The sequence below is a fragment of the Streptomyces sp. NPDC127092 genome (genome assembly GCF_042722475.1).
GTDB lineage: Bacteria > Actinomycetota > Actinomycetes > Streptomycetales > Streptomycetaceae > Streptomyces.
Genome location: NZ_JBHXFE010000008.1, coordinates 57,367 through 77,956 on the forward strand (window position 1 = coordinate 57,367; position 20,590 = coordinate 77,956).

General features: G+C 72.3%; 14 protein-coding genes. 4 read left to right on the forward strand and 10 right to left on the reverse strand.

Going from position 1 to position 20,590, the window contains the following annotated elements; translation table 11 throughout:
* Positions 1–248: 248 nt before the first annotated feature.
* From ffh to ACFWJO_RS09250, 5 genes are all read right to left on the reverse strand, one after another.
* The gene (ffh, locus tag ACFWJO_RS09230; RefSeq protein WP_386864118.1) at positions 249–1,802 is read right to left on the reverse strand and encodes a signal recognition particle protein; all 1,554 of its coding nucleotides are present in this window, start codon (positions 1,800–1,802) and stop codon (positions 249–251) included.
* Between the two features lie 101 nt (positions 1,803–1,903).
* A complete protein-coding gene (locus ACFWJO_RS09235; RefSeq protein ID WP_386864119.1) occupies positions 1,904–4,396 on the reverse strand; it encodes a [protein-PII] uridylyltransferase in 2,493 nt (830 codons plus the stop codon).
* 26 nt (positions 4,397–4,422) lie between these two features.
* Entirely contained in the window at positions 4,423–4,761 is a 339-nt protein-coding gene (locus ACFWJO_RS09240) for a P-II family nitrogen regulator (RefSeq protein ID WP_004924863.1), read from the reverse strand.
* On the reverse strand, positions 4,758–6,104 hold the full coding sequence (locus ACFWJO_RS09245; protein WP_386864120.1) for an ammonium transporter: 1,347 nt from the start codon (positions 6,102–6,104) through the stop codon (positions 4,758–4,760). Before ACFWJO_RS09245 ends, ACFWJO_RS09240 begins: the two co-directional genes overlap by 4 nt.
* Before the next feature lie 351 nt (positions 6,105–6,455).
* Positions 6,456–7,931, reverse strand: coding sequence for a hypothetical protein (locus ACFWJO_RS09250; RefSeq protein WP_386864121.1), 1,476 nt, complete (start codon positions 7,929–7,931; stop codon positions 6,456–6,458).
* 422 nt (positions 7,932–8,353) lie between these two features.
* Here ACFWJO_RS09250 and ACFWJO_RS09255 point away from each other — a divergent pair, with 422 nt between their 5' ends.
* On the forward strand, positions 8,354–9,007 hold the full coding sequence (locus ACFWJO_RS09255; protein ID WP_386864122.1) for a bifunctional DNA primase/polymerase: 654 nt from the start codon (positions 8,354–8,356) through the stop codon (positions 9,005–9,007).
* A 103-nt stretch (positions 9,008–9,110) separates the two neighbouring features.
* On the opposite strand, the gene ftsY is transcribed toward ACFWJO_RS09255, so the two are convergent.
* Complete coding sequence (ftsY, locus tag ACFWJO_RS09260) at positions 9,111–10,331, reverse strand: signal recognition particle-docking protein FtsY (protein ID WP_384422968.1); 1,221 nt, start codon at positions 10,329–10,331, stop codon at positions 9,111–9,113.
* A gap of 115 nt (positions 10,332–10,446) precedes the next feature.
* On the opposite strand from ftsY, the gene ACFWJO_RS09265 reads away from it, so the two are divergent.
* Together ACFWJO_RS09265 and ACFWJO_RS09270 are read left to right on the forward strand one after the other, a co-directional pair.
* The gene (locus ACFWJO_RS09265) at positions 10,447–11,907 is read left to right on the forward strand and encodes a cytosine permease (RefSeq protein ID WP_386864123.1); all 1,461 of its coding nucleotides are present in this window, start codon (positions 10,447–10,449) and stop codon (positions 11,905–11,907) included.
* A gap of 58 nt (positions 11,908–11,965) precedes the next feature.
* The gene (locus ACFWJO_RS09270) at positions 11,966–12,973 is read left to right on the forward strand and encodes an LLM class flavin-dependent oxidoreductase (RefSeq protein ID WP_386864124.1); all 1,008 of its coding nucleotides are present in this window, start codon (positions 11,966–11,968) and stop codon (positions 12,971–12,973) included.
* Between the two features lie 17 nt (positions 12,974–12,990).
* On the opposite strand, the gene ACFWJO_RS09275 is transcribed toward ACFWJO_RS09270, so the two are convergent.
* The 4 genes from ACFWJO_RS09275 to ACFWJO_RS09290 form a co-directional block, all read right to left on the reverse strand.
* Entirely contained in the window at positions 12,991–14,424 is a 1,434-nt protein-coding gene (locus ACFWJO_RS09275; protein WP_386864125.1) for a sugar porter family MFS transporter, read from the reverse strand.
* Positions 14,425–14,652: 228 nt separating this feature from the next.
* Positions 14,653–18,213: a chromosome segregation protein SMC gene (gene smc / locus ACFWJO_RS09280; RefSeq protein WP_386864126.1), complete on the reverse strand. Its 3,561-nt coding sequence runs from the start codon at positions 18,211–18,213 to the stop codon at positions 14,653–14,655.
* A 198-nt stretch (positions 18,214–18,411) separates the two neighbouring features.
* A complete protein-coding gene (locus ACFWJO_RS09285) occupies positions 18,412–18,630 on the reverse strand; it encodes a hypothetical protein (RefSeq protein WP_365348954.1) in 219 nt (72 codons plus the stop codon).
* 405 nt (positions 18,631–19,035) lie between these two features.
* Positions 19,036–19,317: an acylphosphatase gene (locus ACFWJO_RS09290; protein ID WP_384422977.1), complete on the reverse strand. Its 282-nt coding sequence runs from the start codon at positions 19,315–19,317 to the stop codon at positions 19,036–19,038.
* A 199-nt stretch (positions 19,318–19,516) separates the two neighbouring features.
* Here ACFWJO_RS09290 and ACFWJO_RS09295 point away from each other — a divergent pair, with 199 nt between their 5' ends.
* Positions 19,517–20,359 (forward strand): CAP domain-containing protein, encoded by an 843-nt coding sequence (locus tag ACFWJO_RS09295; RefSeq protein WP_386864127.1) that lies wholly within the window; start codon positions 19,517–19,519, stop codon positions 20,357–20,359.
* Positions 20,360–20,590 lie beyond the last annotated feature (231 nt).

The window sequence follows — 20,590 nt, forward strand, 5'->3', positions numbered from 1 at the left end:
TCGGGGGGGGGGAGGGGGTGGGCAAGGGGCTCTCTTGGGGGGGGAAGGGCCCCAAGTATAAAAGACTGGGTCGTTCCGGGCGTGAAGGGGGGGCGGACCGGAGAAAAGGGGCCCGGGGTCGTTTCCCCACCCCCCCGGGCCCCTTCGTACGGTCTCGGTCTCGGCCTCGACGTCGGTCGACCTCAGCGCCGGTCATGACCTCGATGTCGGTCGCGACCTCGGCCTCGGCCTCGTACGGCCGGAAGCCGTCAGCCCATGAACTTCTTGAACTCGTCCGGCAGCTCGAAGTCGCCCGGGCCCTGGCCCGCCGCCGGCAGACCGAAGGCGCCGCCGGCCTGGGCCTGCTCGCGCTTCGCCTGGGCGGCCTGCTCCTCGGCCTTCCGCTTCATCGGGTTGCCGCTCTTGCGCTTGCCCTTGGCCTGCTTGACCTGCTTCTTCTGCCGGCCGGGGCCGCCGCCCATGCCCGGGATGCCCGGCATGCCCGGCATGCCGCCGCCCTGGGCCATGCGCGACATCATCTTGCGGGCCTCGAAGAAGCGCTCCACCAGGCCCTTGACGGCGCTGACCTCGACGCCGGAACCCTTGGCGATACGGGCGCGGCGCGAGCCGTTGATGATCGTCGGGTCCTGGCGCTCGGCCGGGGTCATCGACTTGATGATGGCGCCGACGCGGTCGACCTCGCGCTCGTCGATGTTGGCGATCTGCTCCTTCATCTGGCCCATGCCGGGCAGCATGCCGAGGAGCTTGGAGATGGAGCCCATCTTGCGGACCTGCTCCATCTGCGCCAGGAAGTCGTCGAGCGTGAACTCCTGACCCTTCTTGGACGCCAGCTTGGAGGCCATCTTGGCGGCCTCTTCCTGGCTGAAGGTCTGCTCGGCCTTCTCGATGAGCGAGAGCACGTCGCCCATGCCGAGGATGCGGGACGCCATGCGGTCCGGGTGGAACGCGTCGAAGTCGTCCAGCTTCTCGCCGTTGGAGGCGAACATGATCTGCTTGCCGGTGACGTGCGCGATGGAGAGCGCGGCACCACCGCGGGCGTCGCCGTCGAGCTTGGAGAGCACCACGCCGTCGAAGCCGACGCCGTCGCGGAAGGCCTCGGCCGTGTTGACCGCGTCCTGACCGATCATGGCGTCGACGACGAAGAGGATCTCGTCGGGCGAGACCGCGTCGCGGATGTCGGCGGCCTGCTGCATCAGCTCCTGGTCGATGCCGAGGCGGCCGGCGGTGTCGACGACGACGACGTCGAACAGCTTGGTGCGCGCGTACTCGATCGAGTCCTTCGCGACCTGGACCGGGTCGCCGACGCCGTTGCCCGGCTGCGGGCCGTAGAAGGCCACGCCCGCGCGGTCGGCGACGACGGAGAGCTGGTTGACGGCGTTGGGCCGCTGGAGGTCACAGGCGACGAGCAGCGGGGAGTGGCCCTGGCCCTTGAGCCAGAGACCGAGCTTTCCGGCGAGGGTGGTCTTACCGGCACCCTGCAGACCCGCGAGCATGATCACGGTCGGCGCGGTCTTGGCGAACCGCAGGCGGCGGGTCTCGCCGCCGAGGATGCCGATGAGCTCCTCGTTGACGATCTTGATGACCTGCTGCGAGGGGTTCAGCGCCTTGGAGACCTCGGCGCCGAGCGCCCGCTCCTTGACGCGGGAGATGAACGCGCGCACGACCGGGAGGGCGACATCGGCCTCGAGCAGGGCGATACGGATTTCCCGGGCCGCGGTGTCGATGTCCTGCTCGGAGAGGCGGCCTTTACCCCGGAGGGACTTGAAAGTCGCGCTGAGGCGGTCGGAAAGCGTATCGAACACGGTGGTCGCGATTCCTCGGGTCGGGGTGGGCAGTCACCCAAGGGTATCCGGCCCGGGGGTACAGGTGCCCTGGACGGTACGCGGCAGGGCACCCGACGTGGTCAGCGCAGGGCCTCCTCCAGTGCCGCGGCCAGCCCCGCCGCCTCCTCCGGGGCGAGCAGGGAGCCGTCGGGGCGGGTCACGTACAGGGTGTCGACGGCGTTCGCGCCGAGGGTCGAGACGTGGGCGCTGCGCAGCCGGACCTCGGCGCCTTCCAGGGCGCGGCCGATGCGGTGCAGCAGCCCGGGCGCGTCCTGGGCGCGGACCTCCAGGACGGTGGCCAGGCGGGAGCCGGCCTCGGCGACGGTGACCCGGGGCGGCGGGGCGGTGACGCCGCGGCGCCTGGGGTAGGCGGCGTCGCGTTCGGCGAGCCGGGCGGGCACGTCGAGGGAGCCGTCGAGGGCGCGGACCAGGTCGGCGCGGAGCCGGTGGGCCTCGGGCAGCGAGCCGTACTCGGCGGCGACCCGCCAGTCGAGGATCAGGACGGGTCCGTCGCCGAGCTCGCGGGGCAGGGCGACGGCGCGCAGTTCGGCGGCGCGGACGGTGAGCCGGTGCAGGGCGAGGACGCCGGCGACGGCGGGCAGCACCCCGGGGCGTTCGGGCAGGGCGACGAGGAGTTCCACGCCGACCGGTTCGGGTTCCTCGGTCGCCTCGACGGGTTCGGTGCGCAGGGCGAGGACGGGTTCGCCGGTGCGCAGGGCCTCGATGCCGAGCCGTTCCTGTTCGGCGCTGGGCGCGGCGGCCTCCGGGTCGGGCAGTTCGTCGCCCGCCAGGACGCCGGCGACACGTTTGACGAGGTCGGCGACGAGCGAGGCACGCCAGGAGGACCAGACGGCGGGTCCGGTGGCGAGGGCGTCGGCCTCGGTGAGGGCGTGCAGGAGCTCGAGGGTGCCGAGGGTGCCGACGGCCTCGGCGACGGTCCGTACGGTGGCGGGGTCGTCGAGGTCGCGCCGGGTGGCGGTCTCGACGAGGAGGAGGTGGTGGCGGACGACGGTGGCGATGACGGCGGTGTCGGCGCGGTCGAAGCCGATGCGGGTGGCGACGTCGCGGGCGATGGTCTCGCCGACGACGGAGTGGTCGCCGGGCCAGCCCTTGCCGATGTCGTGCAGGAGGGCGGCGACGAGCAGCAGGTCGGGCCGGTGGACGCGGCGGGTGAGGGAGGCGGCGCGGACGGCGGTCTCGACGAGGTGCCGGTCGACGGTCCAGGTGTGGACGGGGTTGCGCTGGGGGCGGCAGCGGACGCGTTCCCAGTCGGGCAGGAGCCGGGTGACGAGGCCTTCGGCCTCCAGGGCCTCCCAGACGGGGACGGTGGGCTCGCCGGCGCCGAGCAGGGTGACGAGTGCCTCGCGGGCCTCGGCGGGCCAGGGCACCGGGAGCGGTCTGGCGGTGGCGGCGAGCCGACGCACGGCGTGCAGGGACAGCGGCAGGCCGGCCTGGGCGGCGGCCGCGGCGGCGCGCAGCGGGAGGACCGGGTCGCGTTCGACGGGGGTCCCCCCTGCTCGGCCGGAGCCGAGAGCTCGGGGGAGGGCGCCGAGGGCGAGGACGGCCTCGCCGTCCATCTCGACGACGCCTTCGGCGAGCGGGGTGCGGGCGGCGGCCGCCTTGGTCCCGGCACGGGCGGCGCCGGAGCGGCCGAGGAACGTGCGGAGCTTCGGCCGGGCGGTGCGGGCCCTGATGACGCGGTTCACCTCGCGCCAGGTGACGTCGGAGGCGTACGAGACGGTGCGGGCGGCCTCGTACACCTCGCGGAGCAGGGTGTCGGCGTCGAGGAGGCCGAGTTCGGCGGCGACGGCGTCCTGTTCCTGGAGGGCGAGGCGGTCGGTGGCGCGGCCGGTGGCGAGGTGGAGGGCGTCGCGGGCGTCGAGGAGGCGGCGGCGGGCGTCGTCGAGTCCTTCGCGGGGGGCGTCGGCGAGCCAGGAGGCGGCGACGGCGCGCAGGGCCTGGGCGTCGCGCAGGCCGCCGCGGGCCTCCTTGAGGTCGGGTTCGAGGAGGTACTGGAGTTCGCCGGAGCGTTCGGCGCGCTCGCGGCACAGGGCGTCGAGTTCGGGGAGCCGGCGGGTGGCCTGGTTGCGCCAGTCGGCGAGGACGGCGGTGCGCAGGGCGGCGACGAGGCCGAGGTCGCCGGCGACGGGCCGGGCGTCGAGGAGGCCGAGCTGCACCTTGAGGTCCTCGCCGGCGGTGCGGCGGGCCTCGGCGGTGGTGCGTACGGAGTGGTCGAGGGCGAGGCCGAGGTCCCAGACGGGGTACCAGAGGCGGTCGGCGAGGGCGGCGACGGTCCGGGAGTCGGTGCTGCCGTCGTGGAGCAGGAGCAGGTCGAGGTCGCTGCGCGGGGAGAGTTCGCCGCGGCCGTAGCCGCCGACGGCGACGAGGGCGATGCCGCGTGGCGGTGCGGCGGCCTCGAACAGTCCGGCGAGCCAGTCGTCGGTGAGCCGGGCCAGGGCGGTACGGCGCGGCGGCCCGGACCGCGCCTTCTCGGTGAGAAGGCGCAGCCGGGCCGCCGCGTAACCGCTGGGTCCCGAATCTTCGGTTTCCTTGTGTGTGTCGAGGCTCGTCACCAGCGGCTCCTGTCCGTTTCCGGGGGTTACAGCGCGTCGGGTCCGCGTTCGCCGGTGCGGACGCGTACGGCGGTCTCGACCGGCACGCTCCACACCTTTCCGTCACCGATCTTGCCGGTACGGGCGGCCTTCACGACGACGTCGATGAGCTGTTCGGCGTCGTCGTCCTCGACGAGGACCTCGATGCGGATCTTGGGGACGAGGTCGACGGTGTACTCGGCGCCCCGGTAGACCTCGGTGTGGCCGCGCTGGCGGCCGTATCCGCTGGCCTCGGTGACGGTGAGCCCGTGGACGCCGAACGCCTGCAGGGCCTCCTTGATCTCGTCGAGCCGGTGCGGCTTCACGACCGCGGTGATGAGCTTCATGCGTCCACCTTCGTGTTCTGCGTCGGGGCGGGGGCGGCTGCGGCGGTGGTGCGCGGGGCGATGCCTCCGCCGGCTCCGCTGAAGTCGTACGCGGTCTCGGCGTGCTCGACCTGGTCGATGCCGGAGACCTCGTCGTCCTCGCTGACCCGCATGCCCATGGTCTTGTCGATGACCAGGGCGAGGATCGCGGAGGCGATCAGAGAGTAGGCGAGGACGGAGAAGACGCCGATCGCCTGCTTGCCGAGCTGCTCGAGGCCGCCGCCGTAGAAGAGGCCCTTGGCCTCGGACTGGACGCCGCCGGTGGCGAAGAATCCGACGAGGAGGGAGCCGACGACTCCGCCGACGAGGTGGACGCCGACGACGTCGAGGGAGTCGTCGTAGCCGAACTTGTACTTGAGGCCGACGGCCATGGCGCAGAGGAGGCCGGCGACGGCGCCGATGGCGATCGCGCCGAGCGGGGAGCAGGAGCCGCCGGAGGGCGTGATGGCGACGAGGCCGGCGACCGCGCCGGAGGCGGCGCCGAGGGTGGTGAAGGAGCCGTGGCGCAGCTTCTCGTAGATGAGCCAGGCGAGCATGGCGGCGGCGGTGGCGACCTGGGTGTTGACGAACATGACCGCGCCGACGCCGTCGTCGTTGCCGAGCCACGAGCCGGCGTTGAAGCCGAACCAGCCGAACCAGAGGAGACCGGCGCCGAGCATGACCAGCGGGAGGCTGTGCGGGCGCATCGGGTCCTTCTTGAAGCCGACGCGCTTGCCGATGACGAGGATCACGCCGAGGGCCGCGGCACCGGCGTTGATGTGGACGGCGGTGCCGCCGGCGAAGTCGATGACGCCCATCTCGAAGAGCCAGCCGCCGGTGCCCCAGACCCAGTGGGCGACGGGGAAGTAGACGATCGTGACCCAGAGGGTGATGAACAGGGCCCAGGCGGTGAACTTGACGCGGTCGGCGAGGGCGCCGCTGATGAGGGCCGGGGTGATGATGGCGAACATCAGCTGGAAGACGGCGAAGACGTACACCGGGATGGTGTAGCCGGGCCACAGTTCGGTGATGCCGATGCCGCTGAGGCCGACGTATTCCGAGGACCAGCCGAAGAGCGAGGCCGAGTCGGTGCCGAAGGCGATGCTGAAGCCGTAGAGCACCCACAGGACCGTGACGATCCCGAGGCTGATGAAGCTCATCATCAGCATGTTGAGGGTGGACTTGACGCGGACCATGCCTCCGTAGAAGAAGGCGAGGGCCGGGGTCATCAGCATGACCAGGGCGGAGCAGATGAGCATGAACCCGGTGTTCGCGGCGGACAGCGTGGGCGTGTCTGCCGCCAGGGTCGTGATGGCTGCTGCCATCGGCGTCTCCTCGTCGTCGGTACGGCCTGTGCGGGGGCGGGGCCGGAGAGCGGCTCGGCCATGAGGGGTGGCCGGTTATGAGCCAGAGATTCGCGCAGGCCGGTTTCCGCCGATGCCGCTCGATGTTTCGCCGCAGTGACGAAGGGGCGGGGCGTGTTACGCGGTCGTGAACGCCAGGGTCACGGGGAGGTAACGGGCGTACCATCCGTCGTCCCGCGCCAAGGACGTCGGCCGGCCGCGCCGTCCGTCCGTGTGTCCTTGCGGCGGGGGAGCCGAGTCGGGCTTACGGGACGGCCGGCGCGGCCGGGGTCTGCGGGGCGGTGCGGTGGTACGGGGCGCTGTCCGCCGGGCTCAGACGGCCTCGGCCGTCTCGGGGAGCAGGGCGGTGAGCCGGTCGGTGAGCTGGACGACCTCGGCGACGTCGCCGTAGTCGCGGGCGGCGGTGTCGACGGTCTTGCGGAGCCGGGTGTTGACCCGTTCGGAGCGGACCTTGCGGGCGATGCCGAGGGCCTTCTCGGCGAGGACGACGGACTGCTCGGGCTCGCGCTTGAGGAGGTGGACGGTGGCCATGCCGATGAGGTTGAGGGCGTACGAGCGCTGGTGCTCGGGGTCCTTCTCGAAGAGTTCGACGGCCCGTTCCATGACGGGCTCGGCGAGCGAGGCGTAGGTGGGCGAGCGGCCCGCGACATAGGCGAGGTCGCGGTAGGAGTGCGAGTTCTCGCCGTTGAGCTCGGCCTCGGAGAAGAAGCGGATCCAGTCGGGCTCGGGCTCGCCGTCGAGACCGACGTCGGCGAAGGTGTCCTCGGCCATCCGCACGGCCCGCTTGCACTTGGAGGGCTGGCCCATGTTGGCGTAGGCGCGGGCCTCCATCGCATACAGCATGGCCTGGGTGCGCGGGGTGGCGCAGTCCCGACTGCCGTACTGGGCCAGATGGATGAGTTCGAGGGCGTCGTCGGGCCGGCCGAGGTGGATCATCTGGCGGCTCATCGAGGAGAGGATGTACGAGCCGAGGGGCTTGTCGCCGGCCTCCTTGGCGGCGTGCAGGGCGAGCACGAAGTACTTCTGGGCGGTGGGCTGGAGACCGACGTCGTAGCTCATCCAGCCCGCCAGTTCGGCGAGTTCGGCGGCGCACTTGAACAGGCGCTGGGCGACGGCGGGCGGCTGCGGCTCCTGGAGCAGGTCGGTGACCTCGTGGAGCTGGCCGACGACGGCCTTGCGGCGCAGTCCGCCGCCGCACTGGGCGTCCCACTGGCGGAACATCGCGGTGGTGGACTCGAGCAGGTCGAGCTCGACGGGCGAGAGCCGGTGCGGGCGCCGCTCGTCGGCGGCGGCCGCGGGCCGCTCGGGCTCGGCGACCGGGGTGGGCACCAGCCAGCGCTGCATGGGCTCGATGAGGGCGGGCCCGGCGGCGAGCTGGAGCGAGGAGCCGAGGAAGCCGCGGCGGGCGAGCATCAGGTCGCTGCGGGAGAACTCGCTGAGCAGGGCGACGGTCTGGGGGCCGGCCCAGGGCAGGTCGACTCCGGACACGGAGGGCGACTGGTGGGCGGTGCGCAGGCCGAGGTCCTCGACGGCGACGACGGAGCCGAAGCGCTCGGAGAACAGCTCGGAGAGGATCCGCGGGATGGGTTCGCGGGGCTGTTCGCCGTCGAGCCAGCGGCGCACCCGGGAGGTGTCGGTGGAGATGTGGTGCGCGCCCATCTGGCGTGCCCTGCGGTTCACCTGGCGCGCCAGCTCGCCCTTCGACCAGCCGCTGCGCACGAACCACGAGCTCAGCTGCTCGTTCGGGCGCTTGCCGGCAGTCGTACCGTCTGCGCCGTTGCCGCCCACTGGAACGCCCCCATCCACCTGATGTCGTCTGCGAACCCTTGCCAGAATGCCGTGTTCCGCGGTGCCCGTCCGGCGTTTTCGCTCCTTCGAACGGAAAAACGAGTTGCCTCCGGCATACCCGCGCGTGCGCTTCGCCCCGGGGTTCGTGTACCGAAGGTAATCCTACGATCACCCGTCCGGGCACGGCGTTTCAAGAAACGCCACCATTCGCCACCCCTTCGAATGAACTCGCCACGGGCGGAACGCGATTCACTTGACAGGCGAAGGATCGGGGTCGGCGAACCGGGGCGCGAGGAGGCGCGTGTCGCGGTCCGCACCACCGGCCACACCACCGCACGCCCGCGGCGGCGGTGACCGTGGCAGATCGTGACGGTGGGTCTCCGGTCCGTAACCACCAGCGCGTCCGACCCGTTGGAGGGGGCATGGGCTTCACGATCGGCGGCATTCGTGAGATGCGGTCCGGCTCACGTCGCCGCGTACGCACCACGGAGTGCACAGCGGTGGCCGAGTACACCGGACTGTGGGGCTGGGACGTGGTCCCGGGAGCGCGGGCGGCGGCCGGCCGGTGCTCCTGCGGCGATCCCTCCTGTACGGCCCCGGGGGCGCATCCGCTCTCCTTCGCCGAGCCGGTACCGGCCGGCGCGGGCCTCGACGTGGCGACCAAGGCGTGGTCGGAGTACCCGGGGGCGACGATCCTGCTGCCGGTCGGCCGCTCCTTCGACGTGATCGAGGTCGCCGAGGCCGCGGGCCGCCGGGCCCTCGTCCGGCTGGAGCGGATGGGTCTGCCGCTCGGGCCGGTGTGCGCGACGCCGACGGGCCGAGCCCGGTTCTTCGTGGCCCCGGGCGCCGCGGCCGAGCTGCCGCAGCTGCTCTACCGGATGGGCTGGGACGACGCCGATCTGGACCTGCACTGCCTGGGTCCGGGAACCCATGTCACGGCCCCGCCGTCGGATCTGGGCGGTCTCGGCCCGGTCCGCTGGCTGCGCCCGCCGACCCTGGACACGGCCGGGGCGCCGCCGCAGGCCCGGCTGCTGCTCGGCACGCTCGCGTACATCTGCCACCGCACGCACTTCTGACCGGGCGCGCGGCTGACGGGCGCGCGGCGCGAGGACGGGAAGGGCCCCTGCCGTTGAGCTGCGGCAGGGGCCCTTTCTCGTGCGCGTCGCGCGCCGGAACGCCTCAGTCCCCGATGAGGGCGTCGACGAACGCGCCCGGCTCGAAGGGGGCCAGGTCGTCCGGGCCCTCGCCCAGGCCGACCAGCTTGACCGGGACGCCCAGCTCGCGCTGGACGGCGACGACGATGCCGCCCTTGGCGGTGCCGTCGAGCTTGGTCAGGACGATGCCGGTGATGTCGACCACCTCGGCGAAGACGCGGGCCTGGATCAGACCGTTCTGGCCGGTGGTGGCGTCGAGGACGAGCAGCACCTCGTCGAGCGGGCCGTGCTTCTCCACGACGCGCTTGACCTTGCCGAGCTCGTCCATGAGGCCGGTCTTGGTGTGCAGCCGGCCGGCGGTGTCGATGAGGACGACGTCGGCCTTCTCGGCGATGCCCTCCTTGACCGCGTCGAACGCGATCGACGCCGGGTCGCCGCCCTCGGGGCCGCGCACGGTGCGCGCGCCGACCCGCTCGCCCCAGGTCTGGAGCTGGTCGGCGGCGGCGGCACGGAAGGTGTCGGCGGCGCCGAGGACGACGGACTTGCCGTCGGCTACCAGGACGCGGGCGAGCTTGCCGGTGGTGGTGGTCTTGCCGGTGCCGTTGACGCCGACGACCATGACGACGCCCGGGACGTCCTCGGGGCTCTCCGTCCTCACGGTGCGGTCGAAGTCGCCGAGGAGGGCGACGAGCTCCTCGCGGAGCAGCCCGCGCAGCTCCTCGGGGGTGCGGGTGCCGAGCACCTTCACGCGCTCGCGCAGCCGCTCGACCAGCTCCTGGGTGGGCGCGACGCCCACGTCGGCGGTGAGGAGGGTCTCCTCGATCTCCTCCCAGGTGTCCTCGTCCAGGTGCTCGCGGGACAGCAGGGAGAGCAGTCCCTTGCCGAGCGAGTTCTGGGAGCGGGCGAGCCGGGCCCGGAGCCGTACGAGACGGCCGGCGGTCGGCTCGGGTACCTCGATCTCGGGAGCCGCGAGCTCCTCGGCGGCCGGCTCCTCGACGACCACCGGGGCCTCGGGGGCCTGGGCGGTGGGGAGCTCGACCTCCTCGACGGTGCGGCGTGGTTCTTCCCGCGGTGTCTCCGCCTCGTCGCCGACATGCGGCTCGGCGGGCGGAGCGGTGATGGTCGGCGTGGTGGACGGCGGCTCGGCCGGCGGCAGCTGCTTCTTCTTGCGACCGCTGACCACGAGCCCGCCGGTCACGACGACCGCGACGGCCAGAGCGATGACTACAGCAAGGATGAGTTCCATAACGTCACCCAGTATCGGCCACGACGGGGCCGGGGGCGGAGCACGCCGTGAAGGGGTCGGGGGCGTTGCACGTAAAGTGTGTGGTTCCCCCACATCTGTACGACGGAGTACCCCTATGCCCCACGCGTCCGAGACCGAAGGCGCGCAGAGCGGCGGCACCATGGAGAGCCGCGGCCTCGAACCCGTGCCCGACGCCGAGCGGACCGGCCGGGTCCGCGAGCTGTTCCCGACCTGGGTCGCGGCCAACATCAGTGTGCTGCTGCTCACCATGGGCGCCGGCCTGGTCGTGTTCAACGGCCTGAACTTCTGGCAGGTCCTGTGCGTGGCGGTGGCCGCGCCGGTCCTGTCGTACGGGATCGTCGGCCTGATCTCGATCGCCGGGAAGCGCGGTGGCGCGCCGGGCATGGCGCTGTCGCGGGCCGTCTTCGGCCAGCGGGGAAACCTTTTTCCCGGCTCGCTGATCTGGGTGGCGCGCTGGGGCTGGGAGACCATCAACGCGGTCACCGGCGCCTACGCGGTGCTCACCGTGCTGGATCTGCTCTTCGGCGTGAGGTCGAACACCTTCCTCATCGTGGTGACGCTGCTGGCCTTCGTGTCCTGCACCTTCCTGGTGTCGGGGCTCGGGATCACCGCTCTGCGGGTGTGCAGCACCTGGTCGACGTACCTCTTCGGCGCCTTCTCGGTGCTCGTGCTGGTCTACCTGGTGGCGAACACGGACTGGTCGGCGGTCTTCGCGAAGCCGGCCGGCTCGACGGCGATGCTGGTCGCGGGCGTCGGCACGATCGCGGCGGGCGGCATCAGCTGGGTGCCGTCGGGCCCGGACTTCACGCGCTACCTGCCGCGCACGGCCTCGTCGAGGGGCGTGGTCGGCTCGACGGTCGGCGGGGCGGGGATCGTGGTGCTGCCGATGGTGCTGATGGGCGCGGTGATGGCGGTGGCGACGCCGGACCTGGCCTCGGCGCAGGACCCGGTGTCCTTCATCGGCGAGCTGCTGCCGGCCTGGATCTCGGTGCCGTACCTGCTGATCGCGCTGATCGGGATGCTGCTGATCAACTCGATGTCGATGTACTCGGCGGGCTTCACGGCGCAGACGCTCGGCATCCGGGTGTCGCGGGCGGCGGCGGTGAGCGTGAACGCGGTGATCAGCCTGGTCTTCGGCTTCCTGCTGATGGTGGTGGCGAGCAGCTTCATCGGCTCGTTCATCTCGTTCCTCACGCTGCTGGCGGTGGCGTTCTCGGCGTGGATCGGGGTCTTCGGCGTCGACATGCTGAGCCGCCGGACGTACGACGCGGAGGCGCTGATGGACACCACGCGGAGCAGCGCGTACTGGTACCGGGGCGGTTTCGCGTGGCAGGCGATGACGGCGTGGGGCGTGGCTCTGGCGGCGGGTCTGCTGTTCACCAGGGTCGACTGGTTCGCCGGCCCGCTGGCCTCCTCGTGGATCGGGAGGAACGGCCTGGGCTGGGCGGCGACGATCGTGGTCGCCGGTGTGCTGTACGCGGTGCTGCCGCGGGAGCGCGGGTCGGCGCGGACCGCGGCGGCCGCGGCCGGGGCGCGCGAGACCGTTTCCATCTGACGCAGCGTCAGATAACGTCCCCCTTCGCAGGCATCCCACCCGCGGAGGGGGACTTCCCGTGCCGTTCACCGTCATCCGCTTCAACCTCGTCGATCCGCACGCCGGTCCGGCCTCCCTCTCGGCCCGCTACCGGGCGGCCGTGGAGATGGCGGCCTACGCAGACGCGCACGGCGTGGACACCGTGCAGACCGAGGAGCACCACGGCGCCGAGAACAACTGGCTCCCCTCCCCCTTCGCCTTCGCGGGCGCCGTCTTCGGCGCGACGAAGAAGATCGCGGTGACCGTCTCGGCGATCATCGGGCCGCTGCACGACCCGCTGCGGCTCGCGGAGGAGATCGCCGTCCTGGACCTGCTGAGCGGCGGGCGGCTGGTGACGGTCGCCGGGATCGGCTACCGGCCCGAGGAGTACGAGGAGCGCGGCGTCGACTGGGGCCGCCGCGGCAGGCTGCAGGACCTGCTCCTGGAGACCCTGCTGGCCGCCTGGTCGGGCGAGCCCTTCACGTATCAGGGCCGTACGGTACGGGTCACCCCGCGGCCCTTCACGCAGCCGCATCCGCTGCTGCTCGTCGGCGGCTCGTCGAAGGCGGCGGCGCGGCGGGCGGCCCGGCTGGGGCTGCCACTGTTCCCGAGCGCGCACCTGCCGGAGCTGGAGGCGTACTACCGGGAGCAGTGCGCCGCGTTCGGCACGGGGGGCTGGACGATGATGCCGGCGCGCGAGACACCGCTGCTGCACGTATCGGAGGATCCGGACCGGACCTGGGCGGAGTACGGGGAGCACTTCCTGCACGAGGCGCGGACCTATGCCTCCTGGCAGTCGAAGGACATCCGGTCGGCGGTGCGTTCGGCGGCGACGACGGTGCCGGAGCTGCGCGCGGAGGGCGTGTACCGGGTGGTGACGCCGGAGGAGTGCGTGGCGCTCGGCGGGGAGCTGGACAGTCTGGTGCTGCATCCGCTGTGCGGCGGGATGCCGGTCGAGGAGGGCTGGCGGAGCGTGCGGCTGTTCTGCGAGAACGTACTGCCCCGGCTCGGGGCGCAGACCTCGGGCCGGGGCAGTTCTCGTGGGTGAGGAGAGGGCAGCGGGGTTTAGCCCATCTCCTCCAACGCCTTGCCCTTGGTCTCCTTCACGTACCTGAGCACGAAGGGGACGGAGAGCACGGCGAAGACCGTGTAGATGACGTAGGTGCCGGAGAGGTTCCAGTCCGCGAGGGACGGGAAGCTCGCGGTGATGGCCCAGTTGGCGATCCACTGCGCGGAGGCGGCGACGCCGAGGGCGGCGGCGCGGATGCGGTTGGGGAACATCTCGCCGAGGAAGACCCAGACCACCACGCCCCACGAGAGGGCGAAGAAGAGCACGAAGACGTGGGCGGCGACGAGCGCCACGACGCCCTGCGCGGTGGGCAGCTTGCCGTCGACGAGGTCGGCGGAGAAGGCCCAGGCCTCGAAGGCGAGGGCGATCGCCATGCCGACGGAGCCGACGAGGGCGAGCGGCCTGCGGCCGACCCGGTCGACCAGGACCATCGCGATCACGGTGCCGACGATGTTGATGATCGACGTGGTGAACGAGTAGAAGAACGAGCTCGACGGGTCGACTCCGACGGACTGCCAGAGCGTCGCGGAGTAGTAGAAGGCGACGTTGATGCCGACGAGCTGCTGGAAGACGGAGAGTCCGATGCCGACCCAGACGATGGGCAGCAGCTTCGACTTCGTGCCGGCGACCAGCAGGTCCCGGAAGGTGGACTTGTGCTCGCTGCGCATGGCCAGGTCGATCTCGGCGACGCGGCGGTCCAGGTCGACGCCGTGGCCCTCGACCTCGGCGAGCACCTCCTTGGCCCGGTCGACGCGGCCGACGGAGATGAGGAAGCGCGGGGACTCGGGGATCGCGAAGGAGAGCAGGCCGTAGAGGACGGCGGGGACGACCATCACGCCGAGCATCCACTGCCAGGCCTCGAGGCCCGCGATCTCGCCGCGCTGGTCGCCGTCGGCGAGGTTGAGGATGCCCCAGTTGACCAGCTGGGAGATGGCGATGCCGATGACGATGGCGGCCTGCTGGAAGGAGCCGAGGCGGCCGCGGTACGCGGCGGGGGCGACCTCGGCGATGTAGGCGGGGCCGATCACGGAGGCCATGCCGATGGCGAAGCCGCCGACGATCCGCCAGAAGGCCAGGTCCCAGAGGGCGAAGGGCAGGGCGGAGCCCACGGCGCTGACCGCGAAGAGCGCGGCGGAGATCTGCATGCAGCGGATCCGGCCGATGCGGTCGGCGATCCGGCCGGCGGTGGCGGCGCCGATGGCGCAGCCGATCAGGGCGATGGCGATGACCTGGGCGAGGGCCGCGGAGCCGATGTCGTAGCGGTCGCGGATGGCCTCGACGGCGCCGTTGATGACGGAGCTGTCGTAGCCGAAGAGGAAGCCGCCCATCGCGGCCGAGGCCGTGATGAAGATGACGTGTCCGATGTGGTCCGGATGGGCCGCTCGGCCTTCGGACGAAGGCGGTGTGGGCGCCTGCGCGGTGCTGGTCACGGGGGACTCCTCGGGGCTCCGGCAGCGTCGCCGGTGCGGTGGGGGGCGAGCCCTTCCAGTGGGGCACAACTTCACGCCGCGCACCACTTGAAGGTAAAAGCAACGTTGCAGAGACTATGCCTTCAGGTTTCGAAGTCAATACCTGATGTCGTATGACTTGAAACGCACTGCGAGGCACCTTGCGTTCACAAGTTGAATTGATCTTGAAGTGAGCCCCTCGGGGCCCGGTCAGCGCAGCCGCTGGCTGATGACCTTCGAGACGCCGTCACCCTGCATCGACACGCCGTACAGCGCGTCGGCGACCTCCATCGTCCGCTTCTGGTGCGTGATGACGATCAGCTGCGAGGACTCCTGGAGCTCCTGCATGATCCGGATCAGCCGCTGGAGGTTGGTGTCGTCCAGTGCCGCCTCGACCTCGTCCATCACGTAGAACGGGCTGGGCCGCGCCTTGAAGATGGAGACCAGCAGCGCCACGGCCGTCAGCGAGCGCTCGCCGCCGGACAGCAGCGAGAGCCGCTTGACCTTCTTGCCCGGCGGGCGGGCCTCGACGTCGACGCCGGTGGTGAGCATGTCGTCGGGGTCGGTGAGGACCAGCCGGCCCTCGCCGCCCGGGAAGAGCCTGCTGAAGACGCCCTCGAACTCGCGGGCCGTGTCCCGGTACGCCTCGGTGAAGACCTGCTCGACCCGGAGGTCCACCTCCTTCACGACCTGAAGGAGGTCCGCCCGGGTCTTCTTCAGGTCCTCCAGCTGCTCGGAGAGGAACTGGTGCCGCTCCTCGAGAGCGGCGAACTCCTCGAGGGCGAGCGGATTCACCTTGCCGAGCTGCTGGTACGCCCGTTCGGCGGCCTTGAGCCGCTTCTCCTGCTCCGCACGGACGAAGGGCCGCGGCTGGTTGCGCGGGTGTTCCGGGTCGTCCGGCAGCTCCTCGCCCTCGGCGGGCGGCGACGGCGGTACGGGCTGGTGCGGGCCGTATTCCTCGACCAGCACCGCCGGCTCCACGCCCAGTTCCTCCAGGGAGCGGGCCTCCAGCTGCTCGATCCGCAACCGCTTCTCGGCGCCCAGGACCTCGCCCCGGTGCACCGAGTCGGTGAGCTTGTCCAGCTCCGCCTTGAGGTCACGGCCCCGGCCACGGGCGGCGGCGACGTCCTGCTCGCGGGCGCGCTTCGCCGCGTCGGCGAGCTCCCGCTCCCGCTCGGCGCGGGTCAGCGAGACCTCGACGTGGGCGAGCAGCTGACGGGCGCCCGACGCGACCGCCGTGGCGACCTCCGCCTCGTGGCGCAGCCGGGCCCGGCGCTGCTCGGCGCGGGCCCGCGCCTCGCGCTCGGCGCGGGCCGCCCGGTCCAGGGAGTCGGCCCGGCCGGCGAGGCCCTTGACCCGCTCCTCGTGGGTACGGACCTGGAGCCGGGCCTCCATCTCGGTCTGGCGCGCGTTGGAACCGTCGATCGCGAGACGGTCGCGCACGGACGTGTCGGGCTCGTCGTCCCCTCCGTCTCCCGAGGAGGCGTTCTCCTCCGCCACCAGCAGCCGCTCGGTCAGCTCCTCCGCCTCGGCCAGCGCCCTGTCCAGGGCCTCCGCGGCGCGCGCCGCCGCGGCGGCGGTGCGCTCGGCCTCCCCCGCCGCTCCCCTGGCCTGTCCGGCGAGCCGCCCGAGCTGCTGCGCCACGGCCGACTTCTCCCGGTCCGCGGCCCGCCGCCGCTCGCCCAGCTCCTCAACTAGAGCGGCCGCGGCACGCCGCCGCTCGACGGCGGCCTCCTTCGCCGCCTCCAGCTCTCCGCACCGCACGTCGAGCCCGGCGAGCTCGGCCGCCGCCTCGTCCACGGACGCCTGCACCTCCAGCAGGCTCGGCGCCCCGGCGGACCCGCCCTGCGCGAGGTGCGCCCCGAGCAGATCGCCCTCGGCGGTGACCGCGACGAGCCCCGGGTGCGCCCGCACCATGTCCACGGCCTCGTCGAGCCCGTCGACGACGACCACGTCCTGCAGCAAGCGGCGTACGGCGCCCATGAGTTCGGCCGGTCCGCCGACCAGCCGGGCCGCCGGGGTGGTGCCGTCGACGGCGGGCGGCCCGGCCGGCTCGTCTGCCCCGGCGAGCAGCAGCGACGCACGGCCGGCGTCCTGCTTGCGGAGGAGGCGCAGGGCCTCGGCCGCCGTGGCCGGGTCCGTGACGGCGAGGGCGTCGGCCGCGGCGCCGAGGGCCGCGGCGACGGGGATCTCGTAGCCGGGGGTGACGGTCAGCAGCTCCGCCGCCGGGCCGAGGAGGCCGGTGAGGCCGGCGGCGAGCAGCGCGCCCGTGCCGTCCTTGCGGCGCAGGCCGAGGGCGAGGGCGTCGTGGCGGGCGCGGGTCGCGGCGCGGGCGCGGTCGGCGTCGGCGGCGGCCTCGCGGGCCGCGGTGAGCGCGGCCTCCGCGTCGGCGAGCTCGCGGCGGGCGGCCTCGTGGCGCTCGGCCAGCTCGGTGTCGTCCGCGTCGAGGCCGTCGACCTCGGCCTTCAGCTGCTCGTACTCCTCCTGCGCGGCCACCGCGCGTTCCTGTGCCTCGTCGCGCGCGGCGGCGAGCCGGTCGATCTCGGCCTGGGCGGACGCGGCGCGCGAGCGGGCCGCGTTGACCTGGCCGTGCAGCCGGGCCAGGCCCTCCCTGCGGTCGGCGATGGCGCGGGCGACGTCCTTGAGGCGGCGCTCCTCGACGGCGAGGGCGCGTTCGAGTTCGGCGCGGTGGGCGACGGTGTCCTCCAGGGCCCGCTCGGCGGCCTCCAGGGCGGCCTCCAGCTCGGCCTCCTGCTCGCGGATCCGGGCGGCCTCGCGCTCCATGTCCTCCGGCTCGCGGCCCCGCCGCTCCTCCGGCGGCTGCGCCGTGGCGCTCTTCACGCGCGCGTCGGCGAGCGAGACCGTGCCCCGCACCCGCTCGGCGAGCTGCGACAGCTCGTACCAGGTCTGCTGGGCGCGCTGGAGCCGCGGCGCGAGGCGGCGCGCCTCGTCCTCCAGCGCGGCCTCCTTCGCGAGCGCCGCCTTCAGTTCGGCCTCGGTGGCCTCCTTGCGGGCGAGCAGCGCGGCCTCGTCGGCGACCTCCGCCTTCAGTGCCTCCCGGAGGCGTACGAGGTCGTCGGAGAGCAGTCGCAGGCGCGCGTCGCGCAGGTCGGCCTGGATGACGGCGGCGCGCCGCGCGACGGCAGCCTGCCTGCCGAGCGGTTTGAGCTGGCGGCGCAGTTCGTCGGTGAGGTCCTGGACGCGGGCCAGGTTGGCCTGCATCGCGTCGAGCTTCCGCAGCGCCTTCTCCTTGCGCTTGCGGTGCTTGAGGACGCCCGCGGCCTCCTCGATGAAGGCGCGGCGGCCCATGGGGTCGGCGTGCAGCACGGAGTCGAGCTGGCCCTGGCCGACGATGACGTGCATCTCGCGGCCGATGCCGGAGTCGGAGAGCAGGTCCTGGATGTCGAGCAGCCGGCAGGTGTCGCCGTTGATCTGGTACTCGCTGCTGCCGCCGCGGAACATGATCCGGGTGATGGTGACCTCGGCGTAGTCGATGGGCAGCGCGCCGTCGGAGTTGTCGATGGTCAGCGAGACCTCGGCGCGGCCGAGCGGCGGCCGCCCGGTCGTGCCGGCGAAGATGACGTCCTCCATCTTGCCGCCGCGCAGCGACTTGGCTCCCTGCTCCCCCATGACCCAGGACAGTGCGTCCACGACGTTGGACTTGCCCGAGCCGTTGGGCCCGACGACGCAGGTGATTCCCGGTTCGAACCGCAGCGTGGTGGCGGAGGCGAACGACTTGAAACCGCGGAGCGTCAGGGCCTTGAGGTGCACGCCTGCGGACTCTACCCGGGGTCTCGGGTTTCACCCATGAACGTGCAGGGCACACCCTCAGCCAAGGAGGGTGGGACATGGGGGCAGGGGGCTGCGCGAGAAAAAGGTGCGCAAGAAAGAAGGGACGCCGAAGCGTCCCTTGCATATCCAGCTGTGCTGGCGAGAGTGTTTCTCACCTGGCCCCTCGGGGCTGAGACCTCAGGTGAGCGCAGGCTCCGCCTTGGTGACGTCGAGATCGATGCTGTCCAGCAGCGACTCTCCCGTGTGCTGAGCGGCGGCAGCGGTGAGCGCGTCGTTCTCCGACTGGATCCGAACCAGCTCGGACTCCAGGTCCTGTACGCGCTGCTGAAGCCGTCGCATCTCGGCGAGGAGTCGCGGGTCGGAGCCGCCGACGTAACCGAGAAGCGCCTTTGCCATGATGGATGGTCCTCCACACTGAGTGACCGACCGAAGCGGTGTGGGTCGTGAGGGATTCGCACCCGCGGTGCTCGACCGTGCTCTTTGTCGTGCCCGTTCTCACGGTCGAACAACTGAGGTGCGCGGGGGCTTCCAGAGTCTCACCAAAAAGTTTGACGGTCAACACGATCACGCCCTGCATCGAGGGGTCACCGGGGGGCATGCGGCCGCGGGAAGGGCGGCGGCGCCTCGCAACTCGGTGCCCGAGGGGCGTGGAGATCATCCTTACTCGCGCAGCCTGGCACGGCAAGTGCTTCTTGGCAACCACCAGGCCGTTTTCGCTTCCGCGACCGTTCACCGCACCCCTGTCCGAGACCGTTCGGAGCCGTCGGACGGGGGTGCGCGAGGGGTCGCCGGGGCGGGGCGTCAGCGGATGGCGAAGGTCTCGTAGCCGCCGCGCGGGGTGGCCCAGATCTCAGTGACTCCGTCCACGCGCCCGGGCGTGTCGCCGGAGCGGAGCCAGTCGAGCAGACGGTGGCAATTCTCACTCGGCCCCTCGGCCACCACCTGGACCCGGCCGTCGTCGAGGTTCAGGGCGAAGCCGACGAGCCCTCCGATCTCCAGCGCGTTTGCCCTGGTGAACCAGCGGAAGCCCACTCCCTGTACCCGGCCGCGCACCCAGGCGGTCATCCGTACGTCGTCAGTCATGCCTGCACGCTAACGGGCGGATTACGGAAGGAGCACGTCAGCCCCGCATGTCATGGCGTACAGTCCGTGCGGAACGGGGCTCACCCGATCGGCGGAGCCCGGTTGCACCGCTCCTCCGGGAGCCCCGCGAAAGCAAAGATCGGCAAAGAACGCGGTTCACAGATCCGGTTCAGAGATCCAGAGGTCAGGAGGCGAGCGGATGGGAAGGCATCGCGGCGAACGGCGCGGCGCGCCCGTACGCACCGGGCTGCTCGGCATCTCCGCGGCGGTCGCGGTCGGCGCGATCGGTGTCGCCTCGGGCCTGCTGCCCGGCGGCGAGACGTTCTCGGTCGGCAACTCCGGCAAGGAGACGCCGCGGGTGGAGGCCGAACGGCAGGCCCCGCGACTGACCACCCAGGGCGGCTCCTCGGTCTCCCCGGCGGGCCCGTCGGCGAACCGGGACGGCGGCGCGGGCAAGGGGACGGCGAACGGCAGGGCGGCCTCGCCCTCGGCGACCCCGTCACCGAAGCCCACTCCGGCGAAGACCGCGACCCCGAGCCCGAAGCCCTCGAAGCCCAGGACCACGCCCCCGCCCGCGCCCACGAGGACGGCCCGGCCCACCCAGGCCCCGGTCACCGTGGTCCCGCCCTCCCCGTCGACCGCCGTCCGCTCCGTGACCGAGCGCGAGCAGGCCGCGGAGGCCGAGGTCGTGCGGCTCGTGAACCTGGAGCGCGCCAAGGTCGGCTGCGTCGCCGTCCGCTCGGACGCCGAGCTCGCCGCCCTGGCCGGCGCCTTCAGCGCGGACATGGCCGCGCGGAACTTCTTCGACCACACCGATCCCGACGGCGACTCGCCCTGGACCCGCGCCGAGAGGGCGGGCGTCATGAACCTCGGCGGCGAGAACATCGCCCGCGGCCAGGTCGACGCCGCCGCGGTGATGAAGTCCTGGATGGCCAGTGACGGCCATCGCGCCAACATCCTGAACTGCGACTACAAGGCGCTGGGCGTGGGCGTCCACTTCGCGGACGGCGGTCCGTGGTGGACCCAGGACTTCGGCTTCTGAGCCCGCGCCTCCCCGGCCTCGCCCGCGTGGGGGAGGGGGGAGGGCCGCGGAGAGGGGGGGGGGGGGTGTGGGGGTTGGGGAGTGGGGGGGGGGGGGGAGGGAGGGGGCGGGGGGAGGGGGGAAGGGAGGAAGCGGGAGGAGAAAGAGAGGCGCAGCGCTCTCAGGGCAGCAAAGATGCGCAGTAAATTCAGGTGAGTGCGAGGAAGGGAGCAGGGAGAAGTACTCGGGCGC